Here is a 17122-nt window from a genome sequence, read left to right as displayed (position 1 = left end):
CCTTTAGCTCTGGATACTGGTATTGATGACTTCGAATTAAAATCTTTCCCCAGAGTATTTTTATTCGCACTATTAGCACTAATATTATTCATAACAATCGCTCCGTTTTCTGTTGAATTTCCAAGAAAATTATCAGGAAAATGAGGTTCCAAAGCTATTACAGAGAATACGTAGAAGGTAATACTGCACTACGTGGAAAACCTACGTCGGAGTATGCAAATTCAGTGCAAGACCGATCATCTACATTAACTAAGAATTTGGAATGGCATTAAACTCTGGCAAATTCATTCTGGAGACACTGTAAAAAGCGCCGAAACTGGATAGATGAAATTGAGCTTAAATTCAAAGTAATGTTCACTCTAAAAACCAATACGCCAGTTGACTTTGACTTGCTGCCCGTGTGTCTGATGTGGTGCTTGTGCTGGATGAGCTTATCCCACCAGAGAAAGAACTTGTACCGACTGCTTTGGAAAATGCAGAGCTAAAGCTCCAAACCGTGGTTACACCGCACAGAGCCGAAAAGTATTCTGCTGTCATACGGTCATCGTACCAAAAACAATGGCTTCTGAGCCTAGGCAACCTTGGAGCAAGAGGCCTGTGTCTCACTGTCCTACGGGTCGTGCTTACGTGCTACGTAGGGCGCTACGGCACCAAGACAGAGCGTTTTAAGTATATCGCGCTGACGATCTTACGTTTCTTTTGGTTCAAGTTGACTACACGCTTAGATTGTATGTCTCGGCCGTTTCTTTGGCCGATGCCAGACATTCAGAGGCGTCATTCACCCAAACGGCGCGTCATGCGTCTTCATAGAAAAGGACAACACAATGCAACTTCCTCCAGCGAACTTCACAGCTGCCGATGCGGTAGAAATAGCAAAAGCGGCGCAAACGAAAGGCGCAGCCAAAGACGCGAAAGCACTTTACGAAGAAATGAAAGGCATAAATCAAATTCCCTTTAAATAACGCTCCCTGGAATGAAATGAGGCTTCGCGTAAAACAACGATCCTAGTGGCCCTTCAAGGAAGGCGCCATGTTTGTTAAGTCAGTCAAGATTTTGTTGTGTGTTTCCGCTGGCTCTTTCTCGAAGGCGCAATTTCGAGTGCCCCCTTTGTTGGTGTTTTATGTATTGTCAAAGGGTGTGCCGAGCAATTTCGTTCTTGGCAATCAGGCCGTGGATTGCGCGGCCTTTTTGCTTTGGTGGCGGCCTATTCTGGTGCATCCGCAGTACCACCTGCGCTTTTTGGCATCTGCTCTCTCCTAGATCAGAGCGGTTACGATGCCTCTGAAACCTGAAACGGTAGAAATATGGGCTCTGCCTCAACGGTGTCCTCAATATCAAAAGGTGCAAAGCGCGGATCGCACAGCCATTTGAAGATCAAATATGCACTCACAGGTTAGTCAATTTGTGAACGGCAGCAAAGTTCCCCAGACCTACCATGCGCTTCAGGTTGTGATTATTGTTTGCTCTGCTTATGTTTCGCATTATAGAGCAAATGCATAGAGGCTAAAATTTACATGAGACCTTCCCTGAGAACCAAAGCAGTTGCGGTCTGCAATGAGAAGATAGCCAAGAAAGGAGAGGCCGTTGGTCTTTCATTTTATGCATTTTTTGCGAATAAGAACGACGATCCAGACTTGCTCATGGAGGCTGCCGAATGGTGGATCAAAACACACAAACTAGATCACTTTGAAAAGGCCGTTAAAATTCGGAATATGATCAGTTCAGGTGTCTGAACAAACGGCAGCAAAGTTCCGAGCAGCCGCCGTTTGGCATGATTTTCTGAATATCTACTAATGAAAAGCAAACTTATGTCTTCCCAACTTGTGAATTTCGGGAAGAGGAAAATAAATGAAAACGATATTAAAGATATTAGGGGGCATTCTATTCGTGTTTTGCTCTCTCATCATGGTTTTATTGGCTTCCGAAACTCGCTTTGACGGCACCGTTTTGGAGACATGGGGCAAGGCTCTTTTTCTTGATGGACGTATCCATGCAGATCGGGTGGATCTTAAAATCACAGTAAATGGGAGAGTGTTTTCAGGATACCAGAGTTTTCGAAGCACGTATGCAGGTATGGAACGATTCCTGATATATCTTCCGTCAGAAACGGAACCACAGAGCTATGTGGTTTTAATTCTCTCACCTGCAGAAAACATGGTAGGGGTGGCCGCAAGTACACCAAAAAATGCTGTGCTGTTAATCGGCAGCCGCATTTTACTACAGTCGAATGTTGCCACTGCTGTCCTACCATTGGAGTACAGTGATAAATCAGGAATGCAGGCCCCTGATTTTAAACAGCATGGTGTTGGGGAATACTCATTTTCGGCATTACCCTGTTGTGGTGAAAATACAGCTGATTTGTTGAAAAGGTTAAAAGCTGGCTCACTTAATGCGCATTCATGGAAAAACCACTCATGGAAACATCTGCCATTTGGTCATTGGGAAATTGAATATCTTTCGGGGTAAATTAGGCACAACGTGGATCGCAGTTAGTGTTGCACATGCCCTGCCGCAGAAACTGTGCCCTTCTGATCATAGCAAACATAAAGAGCATCGTAATCGATACGAAATCCGCTACACATACCAAGGTTGTAAGCATCGCAGGGTTGGCCATTAATGTTGGTTTTGTACTCTTTTTCGCCAATCAATGAGATGACATTTGCTCTGATGGTAACTTTAGGTGTCAGATAGGAAATGAGTAAATCGCGAACCATTGGGCCTCGTTGACAAGTTGCTTCTTTCTCAGCGCACTCTTCACCAGAAAGCCCCCTACAATCGTTCGCATCAACCCAGAGATCGGGACTAAAACGTTCCCCTCTAAAAGGCATTTCATGTAATATAAAATGTTCGATTGGTGCGCGCCCATATGACTTTTGACCAATGATTTCAACACTTACAAGTGCTGCTATGAAGCATAAAGTGACTAACAGCGCCTTGATTAATAGTTTTGTTATATGAATGAGGCGGCCTGACATTACAGTATTTCCCGATAACGGTAATTTTGAAAACTCATGTATTGAATAGCTATTAGTATAAGCGTCATTTTTTATTAACCATAAAAAAGGCTCATTTAAAAAACTGTTGGAACCGCCAAAAAAGCTATCAATCATGTAAGCTTGGTGCAAGGTTTAATATTTATCTTCTTTTGAATGAACGCTCGATTCATGCGTTTTAATGATTCTGGAGGAACAATGGATAATTATAAAACAATAGTACTTGGGTTGGGATTTGGCTTAAGTACAATGGCATTTACTACTGGCGCAAACGCAGTAGATTTGTTGAAAACAAACAACACAAAAATTACGTTATACGGACAAATTAATAAAGGTCTTTTGTCGGTAAATGATGGGAACGATACGACTACATTTGGGATAGTTGATAATGATAATTCCAGTTCACGTATAGGGGTGAAATCAACAACAAATCTTGGTGCTGGATGGAAACTTAAGGGTAAGGTTGAATTACAGCATGAAATAGCTTCCACGGGTGACATTAACCAAAATAACCGTACTGGAACGCGCGCGCAATTCGATTTAACGGATGATCAGGTTATTCGTAAGATTGAAGCATCAATTGGTCATAAATCGTATGGTACTTTGACTTTTGGCCAAGGCTCAACAGCATCAGATGGTGCCGCGAATATAGATCTTTCTGGTACAAAAGTTGTAAGTTTAGACCCAGAGTTACTCGCTGGCGGTATTTTGTTTTTCGATAATGTAACAGGTGCATTGTCTGGTTCGCGTAACATCGGCGATGATTTCGATAATTTGGATGGTGGGCGTTTGTTGCGTATACGTTATGATACTCCGACAATTAAAGGTTTTACGTTATCTGGTGCATATGGACAGCAACAGTTGCGTAGAGGTAATGGGCCAAGAGACGACCGAGATACTTGGGATGTAGCACTTCGTTATAAAGAGACGTTAGGGGATTTTAAGGTTCAAGGGGCAGTTTTTTACGCGGACCGTGAAGCCGCAGTTGGCGCAACGAACCAAAGAACACGCGTTGGTTTTTCGGCTGCAACTTTACATAAGCCAACGGGTTATAATTTTAGGATTGCCGCGGGGCAGGAAGATAATGAATCAAGAACTGAAAAGGGTGATTTCGTTCATGTGAAAGCAGGTGTGATTAAGAACTTCTTTAAATCAGGTCCCACAGCGATCGCTGTTGATTACTATACGAGCAATGCATTAGCTGATGAAGGTTCGCAAGGCAATTCATGGGGGTTATCGGTTGTACATAACTTCAAAAAACCAAAAATTGAATTATATGCGGCATTGCGAAATTACTCTCTTGATGAACCAGGCAATGATTTCGAAGATGTTAGTGCTCTTCTGACGGGTATTCGTTGGAAATTTTAATAATGAGTTCACTTATTGAACGATTTAAGGGCCATCCATTGTGATGGCCCTTTTTAGAGAACACTTGGAGCTTTGGGTAAGCTAATTTTGAAACATGTATTGGAGGTGCTCGTTAGGCTGACTTCACCTGAGTGTATTTTAGTGATCTCGGATACAATTGATAAGCCTAAGCCTGTTCCAGTTTTACCAGTAATTTGAGCAAAGCGTTCGAAGATTTTTACAGACATATTCTTTGGGATTTCTTCCCCGTCATTACAAACGGAAATGATAGCATTGTTTTTCTGAATACCTACTGACACGCAAATATTCGTTAATTCATTGCCACCGTGCATGACTGCATTATCGATCAAGTTTTCGATTGCTTCGGATAATAGGAGGTCATTTGCGTCTATATAAATTTCACACTTTGAAGCCTCAAATATAAAATCTATTTCCTCTGATAATGCGCGGGCTGCATTTTTTCTACAAACTTTTTCTACGAGTGTGTTTAATTCGATCTTTCTAAATTCAACTTCAGTATTTGTATCTTTTAGTCGCTCATAAGATAAGAGTTGCTTGGTTAATCTACTTGCATATCTCGTGGCCTCAACAAGTTCGCCAGCACGTTTTTTACTTTCTGAAAATGTTTTCACATCCATCACAGCCTGCGCCATCGAGTGTATACTTGCGATTGGGTTGCGCAATTGATGAGCTGCATTAGATATAAAACGATCTTTGATTTCTAAACTTTCTGAGAGTTGATCAAAAAGGTTGTTCAATGTTGTTACAATTCCTACGGCTTCATCTGGAATTGCTCGTTGGATCTTTCTTAAATCATTTGGGGATCTTTTAGCGATAGCACCTTCTAAATCTGTTAAAGGTTTAAGACCTAAGCTAATGCCAAACCAAACTAGCCCTGCAACAGTGATAGATAAGAAAGCTGTAATCAGTGCAGCTTGTGTCGCTAAAGCTTTTGTAAAGGCATTACGTGTCTTGTTCGTCTGCCAAATGGTAATCGTTGATTTTCCTTTTACACCATCAATTGAAACTTCTTCATATAACTGTGCTGCTCTTACAGGTGTGTTTCTTATCGAAGACGAAAATAACGTTGGGCGGTTCTCAACGATTAACACATCCTTGGGGCGTTGAGGGGGATATGCATACCCTGTGATGAAAGAGCCATCTGGGCCGTTCACGTGGTAAAAGACTTCTCCACCAATGGTTTGTCGCATCATATCTGATGTTGCGGGGGACAGGCTGTCTCCATCTGAAATAACAATATCTCGAAACACGGCAAGGGTTAGTGCCGAAAGCGTTCGGTCAAAAATCTCTTCGGTGGTTTGTTTCGCAGTATTATAGCGCCAGGCAACAGCAATGGTGGATGCAACAAGCAGGGGGAGCATTATTAAGACAAGGAGACGAAGCCTTAACGAAGCATTATAGGTTTTCACGAGGTAGCTTTCATCATATATCCCAAGCCGCGAGCAGCTTTGATTTCAATACCAGACGAGATTAATTTTTTACGCAATCGCGAAACATACACTTCTATGACTTTCTCCTCTATCTCGGAACCGACGCCATAAAGATGGTTGGCCAATGTGGCTTTGGAAACCAGTTGTTCCTTCCTGTCTAAAAGACATTCGAACACGGCGACTTCTCTACGGGGTAAATCAATAGGATTGCCATCAAGAGAAATACTTCTGGCGCCACGATCGAAAGTTACGTTTGAGATTTTTTCTAAAACTGGAGTGTCAGCTAGTTTGCGGCGCAACAAAGCACGGATGCGTGCGCTTAATTCATCCATTTCAAATGGCTTGACCAGATAATCATCTGCTCCTGCATCTAACCCGCCTACACGATCTTTGGTTTCAGAATTGGCCGTTAACAAAAGAACAGGGGTATTATCCTTCGATAAACGTAATGATTTCAACACCTCAATACCTGACATTGAAGGTAAGTTTATATCTAAAATAATTAAGTCACTGCTTTCAGATTGTAGATATTCCAACGCTTGTGTCCCGTCGTGGATAAGGTCAACAGCATGCCCTTCATCCCGCATTTTATGCGCAATGCCTTTGGCTAGTGTGACATTATCCTCAATAATTGTGATTAACATTTTTTGTCCCAATGAAAGCTTCATGCAAGTTTGATGTAACATTTTTATTAAATCAACAGGGAATCATTTACCTGTTAAATTGATTTAACCAACACGGGAGGTGTTGGTTTTGGGAGGATTAGAATGAATACTTACATACGCCGTGTTGCTGCGATTATTGCTGCATCTGCATCATTTACTTTGCCTGCTTTTGCGGATGTTGACATGTCAGGTAAAACAATTGAATGGACTATTCCATTTTCAGAAAAAGGTGGCTCAGCAAAATGGGCAAACTTTTTTGCGCCCTTGTTGTCAGAAGCCTTGCCTGGAAATCCAACTGTCGTAGTAAAGTTTATGCCTGGTGCGGGATCCACCAAAGGTGCGAACTGGTTTCAAAAACAAAAGAATGGTGATGGTACTGTTCTATTTGGCACATCAGGTTCGACACAATTTCCGTATTTGTTAGACGACCCGCGTGTACGCTATGAGTATAAAGATTGGGAGCCAGTTATGGCATCTGGAACAGGCGGCGTTGCATATCTAAATGCCGATGCAGGTGCAAAGTTTGATGGTTCTGCCAATGGGCTGAAAGACATCAACTTCATTTATGGATCGCAAGGCGCGACGCGTCTTGACTTGGTGCCATTGCTTGCGTGGCAGATGTTGGGCATGAACGTTGAACCTGTGTTTGGTATTAAAGGCCGTGGTGATGGTCGACTGATGTTTGAACGTGGTGAGGCAACGATTGATTTTCAAACATCCTCTGGTTATCTGAAAGGATCCGCTGAGTTGGTGGCGGAAGGTAGAGCTGTGCCAATGATGACATGGGGATCTTTGAATGCCGAGGGTGATATTGTGCGCGATCCAACATTCCCAGATATGCCAACATTCAAGGAAGTATGTGAAGCAACAGATGGTTGTGAAACATCGGGTGAGACGTGGGATGCTTGGAAGGCATTTTTTGTAGCAGGTTTCCCATCTCAGAAAATCGCTTTTTTACCGGCTGGAACATCGCAAGAGATCATTGATACTTTCGCAAATGCATTTAAAAAAGTCAAAGCGCGCCCTGATTTTGCAGATATTTCTAAGAAACGCATCGGCAAATACCCAATGTATACTGGTGCAGATGCACAAGCTGCATTGGGACAGGCGACAACAGTTTCCACAAAAGCAAAAGATTTTGTGGTGAGCTGGTTGAAAGACGCATACGGCGTTGAATTGAAGTGATTTACTTTTGGAGCGCCCCGATTGTTGGGGCGTTTTACTAAGTAAATACTTCTAAGGTCTCTTCTTCATGGACATATTATTGCAAGCGCTACCTGCGCTGTTTGATGCATTTGAGCTTATCCTTCAACCAGTGGTTTTGGGTTATTTAATTATGGGCGTGATTATGGGATTAGCTGTCGGCGTATTCCCTGGTCTTGGCGGTATCGCTGGATTATCGCTACTTTTGCCTTTTATGTTTGGAATGGACCCTGTCTTGGGGCTTGCCCTTATGGTCGGTATGGTTGCTGTTGTCCCAACCTCTGATACGTTTGCGTCCGTTTTAATGGGGATACCCGGTTCTTCTGCCTCACAAGCGACTGTGCTTGATGGGTTTCCATTAGCTAAAAAAGGCGAAGCGGCCCGTGCATTATCAGCGGCTTTTGCATCTTCTTTATTTGGTGGTTTGGTCGGTGCAGTATTCCTGACATTTTTCATCTTAATTGCGCGTCCGATTGTTTTGAAATTTGGCACACCAGAAATGCTTATGATTACAATCTTTGGATTGTCTATGGTGGCGATTTTGGCAGGTCGTGTTGCAATTAAGGGCGTGGTTGCTGCTGGCCTTGGTATGTTGGTTGGTACGATTGGTGAAGGAGATTCTGCAGGTGCTTTACGAATGGCATCTTATGATTTCCCGTACCTTACCGATGGTTTGAAGTTGGTGATTGTTGGTTTGGGCATTTTTGCGATCCCAGAGATTATTGCGTTGCTGCGCCAAGATCGTTCTATTTCGGAAAACGCAAAGCTTGGTGGTGGCTGGTTTGATGGCGTAAGGGATTGGTGGACGAATAAGTGGTTATCTATTCGGTGTTCTATTATCGGGGTTATTGTCGGTGTTATTCCTGGGCTTGGCGGATCAGTCGTGGATTGGATTGCATATGGTCACGCCGTTCAAACCACCCAAGACAAGTCGCAATTTGGTAAAGGAGAAATTCGGGGTATCGTAGGCCCAGAAAGTTCCAACAACGCTAAAGAGGGCGGCGGCCTAGTTCCCACATTGTTATTTGGTATCCCTGGCTCTGGGTCCATGGCCATTTTTATCGGTGCAATCGCTTTATTAGGGTCCGGCGATATTGAGGTCGGGCCTTCGATGCTAAAGAGCAATTTAGATATTACATATTCAATCGTCTGGATGTTGGCATTTGCAAATGTGGTAGGTACGCTGCTGTGTATTGCTGCTTCTGGTGGTATTGCGAGACTGACGACAATTCGGTTTACATTAATCGCACCATTCCTGTTCATGCTCATTTCATTTGCGGCTTTTCAATCGGGACAAAATTTGATGGACTTGGTCGCTTTATTTGCACTGGGTTTACTTGGCATTATGTTGCGTCGCTTTGATTGGTCACGTCCTGCATTTTTGATTGGGTTCGTGCTGTCTGACCCTGCCGAAACATTTGCAAACCAAGCGGTTCAAATCGCCAACTTTAGGTTTCGTGAAAGTATGGAAGCAGGCTTACAGTATATCTTTAGCCCAATTGTAATTGTTCTTGTGATTGTCACGATCTTGTCGATTGTTCTTGGAATACGGCAAGCCAAAAACATTATGGCTGAAGGGAATGTAAAGTCGGGTTCAAAGCGTGCACCCCTTATATTTCTTATTGTTATCTTTGCATATATAATTGCGGCTTATTGGAATGCGGCTTTAATACCAGACCATTCCTCTGCTGATAGAATTTTCCCCCTATTCGTAGGAGGAGTATCTATCCTTGGTTGTATCATTTTGATTATTCAAATGATCCGCGTTGATGAAACCAATACAATTTTTGCAGATCGTGAAGCAAACGGTGATGATGAAAATGCTACTTACGGCTTATGGCCAACACTTGCTTGGTTCGGCTTCTTATTGGTTTTATGTGCGGTTATAGGGTTTATATTAGCCTTGGCCATATTTTTGGTAAGCTTTTTGCGAGTGCGTGCTGGGTTAAGCTGGACGCATTCTATTCTCTATATGATCGCTGGTATTACTTTTATGTGCTTTATGGCTTGGGTTCTTGGACGTGACTTCCCTCCTGGCATATTACAGGCAACTTTCAATTTACCTTGGCCATTAAAATAGGAGCATGGGCATGTCTTTTTCAATTTTATTTTTACCTGGTGACGGCATAGGTCCAGAGATCGTAGAGGCCACGCGTAAAGTTGCATCTTCAGCCGCGCAGAAATACAATTTGCATATCGATTGGTCCTCTGCGGATATAGGCTTTGCGTCTCTTGCGACTGTGGGCACCACTATTGATCAAACGGTGATTGCTTCTGCCAAATCTGCAGATGGTGTGGTATTAGGTCCTGTATCCCATAATGAATATCCACCTGCGGATCAGGGGGGAGTGAATCCATCAGGAATATTGCGTAAAGAGCTGGATCTTTATGCAAATATCCGTCCTGCTGTCAGTTATACTGACTTGGAAGCTCCTATACAGAAACCTGTAGATATGGTTTTCTTTAGAGAAAATCTCGAGGGGTTTTATGCGGATCGCAACATGCACGAAGGCGGCGGAGAGTTTATGCCTGTGCCTGGTGTCGCGCTTGCTATGCGCAAGATAACGGCCTTTGCTAGTGAACGCATTGCACGCGCAGCTTTTGCCCATGCCCAGACGCGCCCCGCTAAACGTGTGGCATCAGTACACAAAGCAAATGTGATGCGCACATCAGATGGTTTGTTTTTGGGTGAAGTGCGTAAAGTTGCCAAAGAATATCCTGAGATTGAATATGAAGAGGTCTTGGTGGATGCCGCTGCCGCATTGTTGGTGCGTGACCCCAGCCGTTTTGATGTCATTGTGACGACAAACATGTTTGGCGATATTTTATCTGACCTTGCCTCTGAATTGTCTGGGGGACTTGGCTTGGCCCCTTCATTAAATCTTGGCCCAGATTTTGCTGTGGCTCAAGCACAGCATGGATCAGCGCCTGATATTGCTGGACAGGATAAAGCCAACCCTACATCACTCATTGCATCTTGTGCGATGCTTTTGGAACATTTGGGTGCAGGCGATGCTGCAAACTCTATCTTTCGTGCCTTGAAAACGTCTTTGGCTTCCAAAGAGACACGTACGAAAGATATTGGAGGTGTGCTTGGTACGGCTGCTTTTACAGATCATCTGTGTCATCTGATAGAAATGGAGGGCATTTGACGCAAACGGCCATCCCTTTCTTTTTAATGCGCGGAGGCACCTCGCGGGGTGTTTTTATGAACATTGTAGATGTTCCAAAAGATTTGAAGCTTTTGGAACGTGTTTTGATTGCAGCCATAGGGTCAGGGGATCCGTTGAATATTGATGGTATCGGGGGCGGTGCTGCGGTCACGACAAAGGTAGCTATACTGTCAAAGTCTGAGGACGAATGGGCTGATATCGATTATTTTTTTGCACAAGTTGGCGTTGAAGAACAGAGCGTTGATTTTAAGCCAACTTGTGGAAATATAATGTCCGCTGTTGGTCCTGCCGCAATTGAAATGGGGCTCTATTCAATTACACAGGGTGTGAACAAGATCAAAATACGTGCTGTTAATACAGGGGCGCGTGTTATCGCCAAAGTTAAAACGGATGGCACAGATGTTGTTTATGAAGGTAAGACCAAAATTGATGGTGTCCTTGGTACCTCTGCACGCATAGAGTTGCATTTTGCCGATGTAACTGGATCGTATACTGGTGCTTTTCTACCCACAGGGCATTTGCGCGATACGATTGATGGCGTTGACGTGACATGTATGGATGTTGCTGTGCCAATGGTCATTGCACGTGCGAGAGATGTAGGGATAACGGGCTATGAAACGCGCAAGCAGTTAGATGCCAATGATGCATTATTCGAAAGGCTTGAATCTATACGCATGAAAGCTGGGTTCGCGATGGGAATGGGAGATTGTTCAAAATCAGTCACACCCAAAGTTGGGTTGCTTGCAGTCCCCCAAAAGGACGGCAACATTGCCGTGCGATACTTTATGCCATGGGCAGCACATCCAAGTGTTGCTGTTACAGGTTCACAATGCTTAGCAGCTTGTGCTTTGACGCCTGGAACGGTTTCGGACGGCTTGCTTCAGCGCCCAGATGGCAATTCTGTACAAGTAATTTTGGAGCATCCAATGGGTGTTATGGATGTCTTTGTTGATTGCGATCAGAGTGATGGGTTTTCATTGAATTCAGCAGGCATTATACGCACCGCACGAAAGCTTGCATGTGGCACTTTTTTCATTCCCAAAGCGGTTTGGGAAGGGTGAGGTTTTAAGCTACACATCCCTTGGGTTTGTATTATAGGTTGCTTTCAGGGTTATCTTTGGCCTTCTTTGTTGAATATTTTATCAAAAATTGGCGCACCCAAAATGACGATAGACATTCGTAAAACGTGATGTGCTACAACAAAGGCCATGTCTGCCCCGACGATAAGAGCAAGAACTGTTAATTCTGCTTGGCCGCCTGGTGCAAAGGATAAGATTGTTTCCAGCGGTGGAGCAAGTTCTAGGACGTAGATGAATTCAGAAAATATTAACGTAAAGAGTATTAAGATCACGCAAAACCCTAATCCAGCTGTGATATCCTTTCGAATTTCTTGCACAGTAATGCCTGCATATTTAACGCCCACAGTCATCCCAATGAAAAATTGCGCTAACCAAACAGCTTCAGCAGGAGGGCGCTGATGCAGAAATCCTGCTAGGCTGACGCTGGCGGTTAAAATGAGTGGCCCAAGAATAGATGCGCCAAGCATGTTGAAATGTTTGGCAACGCGCCATCCTATAATGGCACAGACTAGCATTAAAATGATTTGGTCTATGGGTAGGCTTGATGCAGGAACTCCTGGCGGGTTGTTCAACGCGGCCCCCCAATACCCTTGCAAGATAAAAGGTAGGGTAACAACAATCACCAATACGCGGGTTGCGTGAATAAGAGATAAAGTACGTATGTTGCCGCCAGCTTCTTCTCCAAAAACCAGTATGTCTTGTAGGCCACCTGGCATGGCGCAATAATAACTTGTAACCCAATCATAGCCGCATACTTTTTGAAAATAAGGCACGCCGATAAACCCAATGCACAGCACCATTATGGGAATGAGCAGTAATGTTTGCCACATTCCACCCATGCTGAATAACAGAGCAGGGGTGAAAGTGGCACCAACGGCAACACCTAATATCGTGCGCATCCCTTCGTTTACTACGGTTACGCCTTTCATTGGAATGCCAATCAATGCAGCGCTTAGACAGGCTGTGATTGGCCCTAGTAGCCAAGGTAGGGGAATGCCAAGTGTTAAAAAGATAAGAGCGCCCGATAAACCGATTGAAAATGCAAATATTATGGGCCGTACTATCATTGTCGCATGGCTTTCAATCTGTGGCGTAGGGATGTTTCAATATGTATCGCTGCCGCATCACCAGCCTCTGCCGCATCGCCTGCAGAAAGGGCATCTGTAATAGCCTTATGCTGTTCACAAACGGATTTCACACGCGCTGGACTATCTAATGTTGTTGGGCCTAAGACTAATAAAGCGTTCGAAAGTGTTTGGGCGGAAGACCATAAAAAACGATTGCGTGCTGACATGAAAATACATTTGTGAAACTGGATGTTGATGTTTGCAACAATGATTGGATCATTGGCATTTTCGGCCATTTCACTGGTGAGCTCGCGCATTTCATCAATTTCTGCATCTGATGCATGTTTTGCTGCCATCTCTGCGGCTGTTCGTTCTAAGACAACGCGCATCTCGTAAAGTTCTACTAGCTCCTGATGGCTCAAGGATTTCACAACAGCACCGACACGGGGTCTGTGTTCAATGATTCCATCTGATTCTAACTTTCTGATTGCCTCTCTAACAGGTGTACGACTTGCACCTACAAGTTCCGCAACCTCTGCCTCTCTTATGCGAGCGGAAGGTTTTAAATCACCAGAACGTATTAAATCTAATAGCTTTTCATATGCAATTTGTGCGTTTGAAATACTCATATTTTTTCCAGTCTTGATATTGTATTTTAATATTGTATACACTTGGATACAATTTAATCGGAAAGTGTTTATTATGCAAGAGAAATGGGATGTTTTAATAGTTGGCTCTGGAAATGCGGCTTTGTGTGCTGGTATTTCTGCTTGTGAAAACGGTGCTAAAACATTGGTCATAGAAAAAGCAGATCAGGACATGTCTGGCGGTAATACAAAATACACTGCTGGCGCTATGCGGTTTGTTTATAATGGGAATGAAGACTTGTACCCTTTATTGGAAAACCCAAATGACCCTCGCATTAAGGATACTGAGTTTGGCCGTTACACAGCCGATAAATTTAGGACCGACTTGTTAAACTTTAATGATGGGCGTGCATTGAGTAGTGAACAGAATGCTTTGATTGATGAAAGCTATGCTGCAATGAAGTGGCTTGCAGGGCATGGTGTAAAATATGATCCTATTTATGAGCGCCAAAGCTTTATGAAAGATGGTAAATATGTCTTTTGGGGTGGCTTAACGCTTGCTGCTTGTAACGAGGGTGTTGGCTTGTTTGATATGGAACTTGCTGCATATCAGCGTCTTGGCGGTACTATTATATATAATACCGCTATGACCTCTCTTATTGTCGAAGATGGCTGTGTTTGTGGGGTGAATGCAATTAATGAGAAAGGCGAGAGCATTGCTATAAAAGCAAGTTCTGTAATACTTGCCTGTGGTGGTTTTGAAGCAAATTCCATGATGCGACAGAAGTATATTGGCCCTGATTGGGATGTCGCAAAAGTTCGCGGAACGCCACATAACACAGGCGACGGTTTATCTGCGGCATTTGAGTTGGACGCTAAAGAATACGGGTTAATGTCTGGCTGCCACGCTACGCCGATGGATTTACATATGGCAGACTATGGGAACTTAAATATTCCTCATAACGATCGTAAGAACTACCGCAAAATTTGTTACTTTTTAGGTGTTATGCTGAATGCAAATGGGGAAAGATTTGTGGATGAAGGTAAAGATTTCAGAAATTACACCTATGCGCAATTTGGCAAAGCCGTTTTAGAACAACCTGGGCATTTCGCATGGCAAATCTTTGACAGTAAAATCTTTGACCTATTTTATGGGGAGTATCGTTTCCATGATGCGCATTATATAGAAGCAAAAACTTTAGAAGAATTGATCAAACAACTTGATGGTGTGGATCAAGCCCAAGCAGAAAAGACGCTTATAGCGTATAACCAAGCAATTGGTGATGGTGATTTCGATCCAACTATTAAGGATGGTAAATCTACAATTGGTCTTGAATTGCCGAAATCAAACTGGGCACAGAAAATAGATAAAGGCCCATTTCGCGCCTATCCTGTAACAGGAGGTATTACCTTTACGTATGGTGGCTTGAAGGTTTCTGAGACAGGGTGTGTTCAGAATACGAAAGATCAAGATATTCAGGGTTTATATGCTTGTGGTGAACTGGTTGGCGGTGTGTTTTATAATGGTTACCCAGGTGGTTCAGGGTTGACATCAGGTCTCGTTTTTGGGCGACGAGCTGGTCATCATGCGAGTGCAAACTAGCTGATCTAAAACGTTTGAAGTGGCAATTGTATTGCCACTATATACACTTGCCTTAGGGTAAAGTACCTCATAGAGAGTAATCTATGCATGATCTGAAATATTTAAAACAATGGGTTGGTTCGATATCGGATCGTAGAAAGAAAAATGTTGGACGAAAATAAGGGTTCTGTTTCCGTTGATGATTTTTGTGCGGCTACCGCAACATTTGGTTTAAAAAGTTCGATGCTACAATGTGGCGAACAGCAGGCCAAAATGCAAAAGCCCAGCTTTTCAGGTTCGGTTGGTGTGCGGCAATTAGAAAGCGGTATTCAATTCAGCCAAACAGATTTGTTAAGTCATGGTAATGTCAATTACGATATCATCATGCCGCGTTCTATATGCCTGCTTATCTCTATTGATGGCCAAACTTCTGAAATTAATCAAACTCGTAATCAACAATTCTCGTTAAAGACAGGTCAAGCTGCCTTCTTAAATTTTTCGGACGAAGCGGAGGTTATAGGGGCATTACGGGATAGACAGCATACAAAGTCTGTTTTGATACAGCTGCGTGAAGATGTTGTGCGTGATAAAGAGTTGCAAGAACTCATTCATAAAGAAACCCATTCAAGTTGTATTCGTAATTTAGGATTACAACCACAAATTTTACAGCTTGGGAAATCGCTTATTGCACCAAATAGCTGTGGTGTCGTTGGTAAGATGATGTCGGAAAGTCACGCACATGAAGCTATCGCACGCTCACTTAAACTTGTAGAAGATAGGCCTAAAGAGAACTGTTCTCGATCAGATATTTTAAAGATGAACATCATTAAAGAAAAGTTACATGCACATCCTGAAATGGATTATTCGCTCGCAGATTTAGCACATGAAGCTGGGCTTAGTATTACAAGTCTAAAGACAAAATTTCGCGCAATTTATGGTAAACCTGTATTTGAATATTTACGTGACATTCGGATGGAACGCGCAAGACAAGGTATTGTTGATCATGGATGGTCTGTTAAGCATGCTGCCTTTTTTACGGGGTATAAGTATGCTTCGAATTTTTCTGCGGCGTTTCAAAAAAAGTTTGGATACCGTCCAAGCCGATATCGTTAAATTAATGAGCAGATAGTATTCCTGAAGTGCGTTTTTAATGAAATGTACAACACAGCAAAACTCGCGGTAGTTGCGGGCCATAAAACTGAATGGCCTATTCACGTAACTTCAAGATTACATTCCTATCGTCGGATAAAGCTGTAAATGTAGTGTTATTGCCCTTTGCAATTGAGGATAGGTAGCCCGCCAAAACGTGAGTGCCTGTTTTATAATTTGTCTTTTTGAATGGATTTTTTGCCCTTTGCAATACTCTCATTGCATTTAGTTATGTGTATTTTTCTATAATTATAGTTATGAATTCTTGAGCTAATCTAGAGCTAATTAAACATGGTGATTTTAATTAACCTAAGGAAAATAAATGAAAAATATTATTCTTGCTGCTGCAATTACACTTGCTAGCCCAGCCTTCTCTGCAGATTATCTGGACACACAATATGGCCCAGACGGGCTTGAAGCACATCTTTTGAAAACGAGTGTATCAAATGACATTTTGACAGTTGCGTTCATGATCGAAAACAGTACTGCAGAAAAAGTAAAATTTGTGTCAATGGCGGTAGACAATGTATTATACACGACAAAAGATAAAAAGTACCCAGTTTTAAAAGATGCCGAAAACAAATATCTTGCCTCAACAATTGTTTACGGAAATATATCACAAAGGGGTTTTTTATTCGCAACCGTACCTGATGCGAGTTACAGAAGTATCACTATGGAGGCCGGCTCTAAAAAAGTTGGTTGGGTTAAATTTGAAGCACCAGCAGGTTCTGATTGGCCAATCGAGGTTTCCTTACCTGGGATCACTCCTTTCACAATAGACAAGCCAGAGTCATAAGGCCAATGG

General features: G+C 43.0%; 18 protein-coding genes. 12 read left to right on the top strand and 6 right to left on the bottom strand.

Features of this window, described 5'->3' with window-relative positions; genetic code table 11:
* Nucleotides 1–354 precede the first annotated feature (354 nt).
* Complete coding sequence (locus tag F9L33_RS14555) at nucleotides 355–537, bottom strand: hypothetical protein (RefSeq protein WP_193222064.1); 183 nt, start codon at nucleotides 535–537, stop codon at nucleotides 355–357.
* 287 nt (nucleotides 538–824) lie between these two features.
* Between F9L33_RS14555 and F9L33_RS15845 the strand changes: the two genes are divergently transcribed.
* The 4 genes from F9L33_RS15845 to F9L33_RS14540 all read left to right on the top strand — a co-directional run bounded on the left by F9L33_RS15845 (nucleotide 825) and on the right by F9L33_RS14540 (nucleotide 2466).
* Complete coding sequence (locus tag F9L33_RS15845) at nucleotides 825–962, top strand: hypothetical protein (protein WP_193222063.1); 138 nt, start codon at nucleotides 825–827, stop codon at nucleotides 960–962.
* A gap of 67 nt (nucleotides 963–1029) precedes the next feature.
* Nucleotides 1030–1260: a hypothetical protein gene (locus F9L33_RS14550; RefSeq protein WP_152143528.1), complete on the top strand. Its 231-nt coding sequence runs from the start codon at nucleotides 1030–1032 to the stop codon at nucleotides 1258–1260.
* 254 nt (nucleotides 1261–1514) lie between these two features.
* Nucleotides 1515–1733, top strand: coding sequence for a DUF6500 family protein (locus tag F9L33_RS14545; RefSeq protein WP_152143527.1), 219 nt, complete (start codon nucleotides 1515–1517; stop codon nucleotides 1731–1733).
* 115 nt (nucleotides 1734–1848) lie between these two features.
* A complete protein-coding gene (locus F9L33_RS14540) occupies nucleotides 1849–2466 on the top strand; it encodes a hypothetical protein (RefSeq protein ID WP_152143526.1) in 618 nt (205 codons plus the stop codon).
* 23 nt (nucleotides 2467–2489) lie between these two features.
* Here the strand turns inward: F9L33_RS14540 and F9L33_RS14535 are convergent, their stop codons facing one another.
* A complete protein-coding gene (locus tag F9L33_RS14535; RefSeq protein WP_152143525.1) occupies nucleotides 2490–3110 on the bottom strand; it encodes a hypothetical protein in 621 nt (206 codons plus the stop codon).
* 81 nt (nucleotides 3111–3191) lie between these two features.
* Between F9L33_RS14535 and F9L33_RS14530 the strand changes: the two genes are divergently transcribed.
* A complete protein-coding gene (locus F9L33_RS14530) occupies nucleotides 3192–4361 on the top strand; it encodes a porin (RefSeq protein ID WP_193222062.1) in 1170 nt (389 codons plus the stop codon).
* A 53-nt stretch (nucleotides 4362–4414) separates the two neighbouring features.
* Here F9L33_RS14530 and F9L33_RS14525 read toward each other — a convergent pair whose 3' ends face one another.
* Both F9L33_RS14525 and F9L33_RS14520 read right to left on the bottom strand, forming a co-directional pair.
* A complete protein-coding gene (locus F9L33_RS14525; protein ID WP_152143523.1) occupies nucleotides 4415–5791 on the bottom strand; it encodes a sensor histidine kinase in 1377 nt (458 codons plus the stop codon).
* Nucleotides 5788–6456: a response regulator transcription factor gene (locus F9L33_RS14520; protein ID WP_152143522.1), complete on the bottom strand. Its 669-nt coding sequence runs from the start codon at nucleotides 6454–6456 to the stop codon at nucleotides 5788–5790. The genes F9L33_RS14525 and F9L33_RS14520 overlap by 4 nt, the downstream gene beginning before the upstream one ends.
* A gap of 123 nt (nucleotides 6457–6579) precedes the next feature.
* Here F9L33_RS14520 and F9L33_RS14515 point away from each other — a divergent pair, with 123 nt between their 5' ends.
* The 4 genes from F9L33_RS14515 to F9L33_RS14500 all read left to right on the top strand — a co-directional run bounded on the left by F9L33_RS14515 (nucleotide 6580) and on the right by F9L33_RS14500 (nucleotide 11914).
* Nucleotides 6580–7662, top strand: coding sequence for a tricarboxylate transporter (locus F9L33_RS14515; protein ID WP_152143521.1), 1083 nt, complete (start codon nucleotides 6580–6582; stop codon nucleotides 7660–7662).
* 67 nt (nucleotides 7663–7729) lie between these two features.
* Nucleotides 7730–9760, top strand: a complete 2031-nt coding sequence (locus F9L33_RS14510) for a tripartite tricarboxylate transporter permease (RefSeq protein WP_152143520.1) — start codon at nucleotides 7730–7732, stop codon at nucleotides 9758–9760.
* A 10-nt stretch (nucleotides 9761–9770) separates the two neighbouring features.
* Nucleotides 9771–10832 carry an isocitrate/isopropylmalate dehydrogenase family protein gene (locus F9L33_RS14505; protein ID WP_152143519.1) on the top strand — a complete coding sequence of 354 codons (1062 nt, stop codon included), beginning with the start codon at nucleotides 9771–9773 and terminating at the stop codon, nucleotides 10830–10832.
* On the top strand, nucleotides 10802–11914 hold the full coding sequence (locus F9L33_RS14500) for a PrpF domain-containing protein (protein WP_370452139.1): 1113 nt from the start codon (nucleotides 10802–10804) through the stop codon (nucleotides 11912–11914). Before F9L33_RS14505 ends, F9L33_RS14500 begins: the two co-directional genes overlap by 31 nt.
* Nucleotides 11915–11964: 50 nt before the next feature.
* On the opposite strand, the gene F9L33_RS14495 is transcribed toward F9L33_RS14500, so the two are convergent.
* Nucleotides 11965–12999: an AbrB family transcriptional regulator gene (locus F9L33_RS14495; RefSeq protein WP_152143517.1), complete on the bottom strand. Its 1035-nt coding sequence runs from the start codon at nucleotides 12997–12999 to the stop codon at nucleotides 11965–11967.
* Nucleotides 12996–13628 (bottom strand): GntR family transcriptional regulator, encoded by a 633-nt coding sequence (locus F9L33_RS14490; protein ID WP_152143516.1) that lies wholly within the window; start codon nucleotides 13626–13628, stop codon nucleotides 12996–12998. The genes F9L33_RS14495 and F9L33_RS14490 overlap by 4 nt, the downstream gene beginning before the upstream one ends.
* 73 nt (nucleotides 13629–13701) lie before the next feature.
* Between F9L33_RS14490 and tcuA the strand changes: the two genes are divergently transcribed.
* The 3 genes from tcuA (at nucleotide 13702) to F9L33_RS14475 (ending at nucleotide 17113) form a co-directional block, all read left to right on the top strand.
* Nucleotides 13702–15189: an FAD-dependent tricarballylate dehydrogenase TcuA gene (tcuA, locus tag F9L33_RS14485; protein ID WP_152143515.1), complete on the top strand. Its 1488-nt coding sequence runs from the start codon at nucleotides 13702–13704 to the stop codon at nucleotides 15187–15189.
* A gap of 144 nt (nucleotides 15190–15333) precedes the next feature.
* Nucleotides 15334–16281: a helix-turn-helix transcriptional regulator gene (locus tag F9L33_RS14480; protein ID WP_152143514.1), complete on the top strand. Its 948-nt coding sequence runs from the start codon at nucleotides 15334–15336 to the stop codon at nucleotides 16279–16281.
* 358 nt (nucleotides 16282–16639) lie between these two features.
* Complete coding sequence (locus tag F9L33_RS14475) at nucleotides 16640–17113, top strand: hypothetical protein (RefSeq protein ID WP_152143513.1); 474 nt, start codon at nucleotides 16640–16642, stop codon at nucleotides 17111–17113.
* Nucleotides 17114–17122: the final 9 nt, after the last annotated feature.

Origin of the sequence: Amylibacter sp. SFDW26, assembly GCF_009184395.1 — a bacterium.
In the GTDB taxonomy this organism is placed as follows: Bacteria; Pseudomonadota; Alphaproteobacteria; order Rhodobacterales; family Rhodobacteraceae; genus Amylibacter.
Note: the sequence above shows the minus strand (reverse complement) of the source record. Positions and strands in the feature narration are given on the sequence as shown.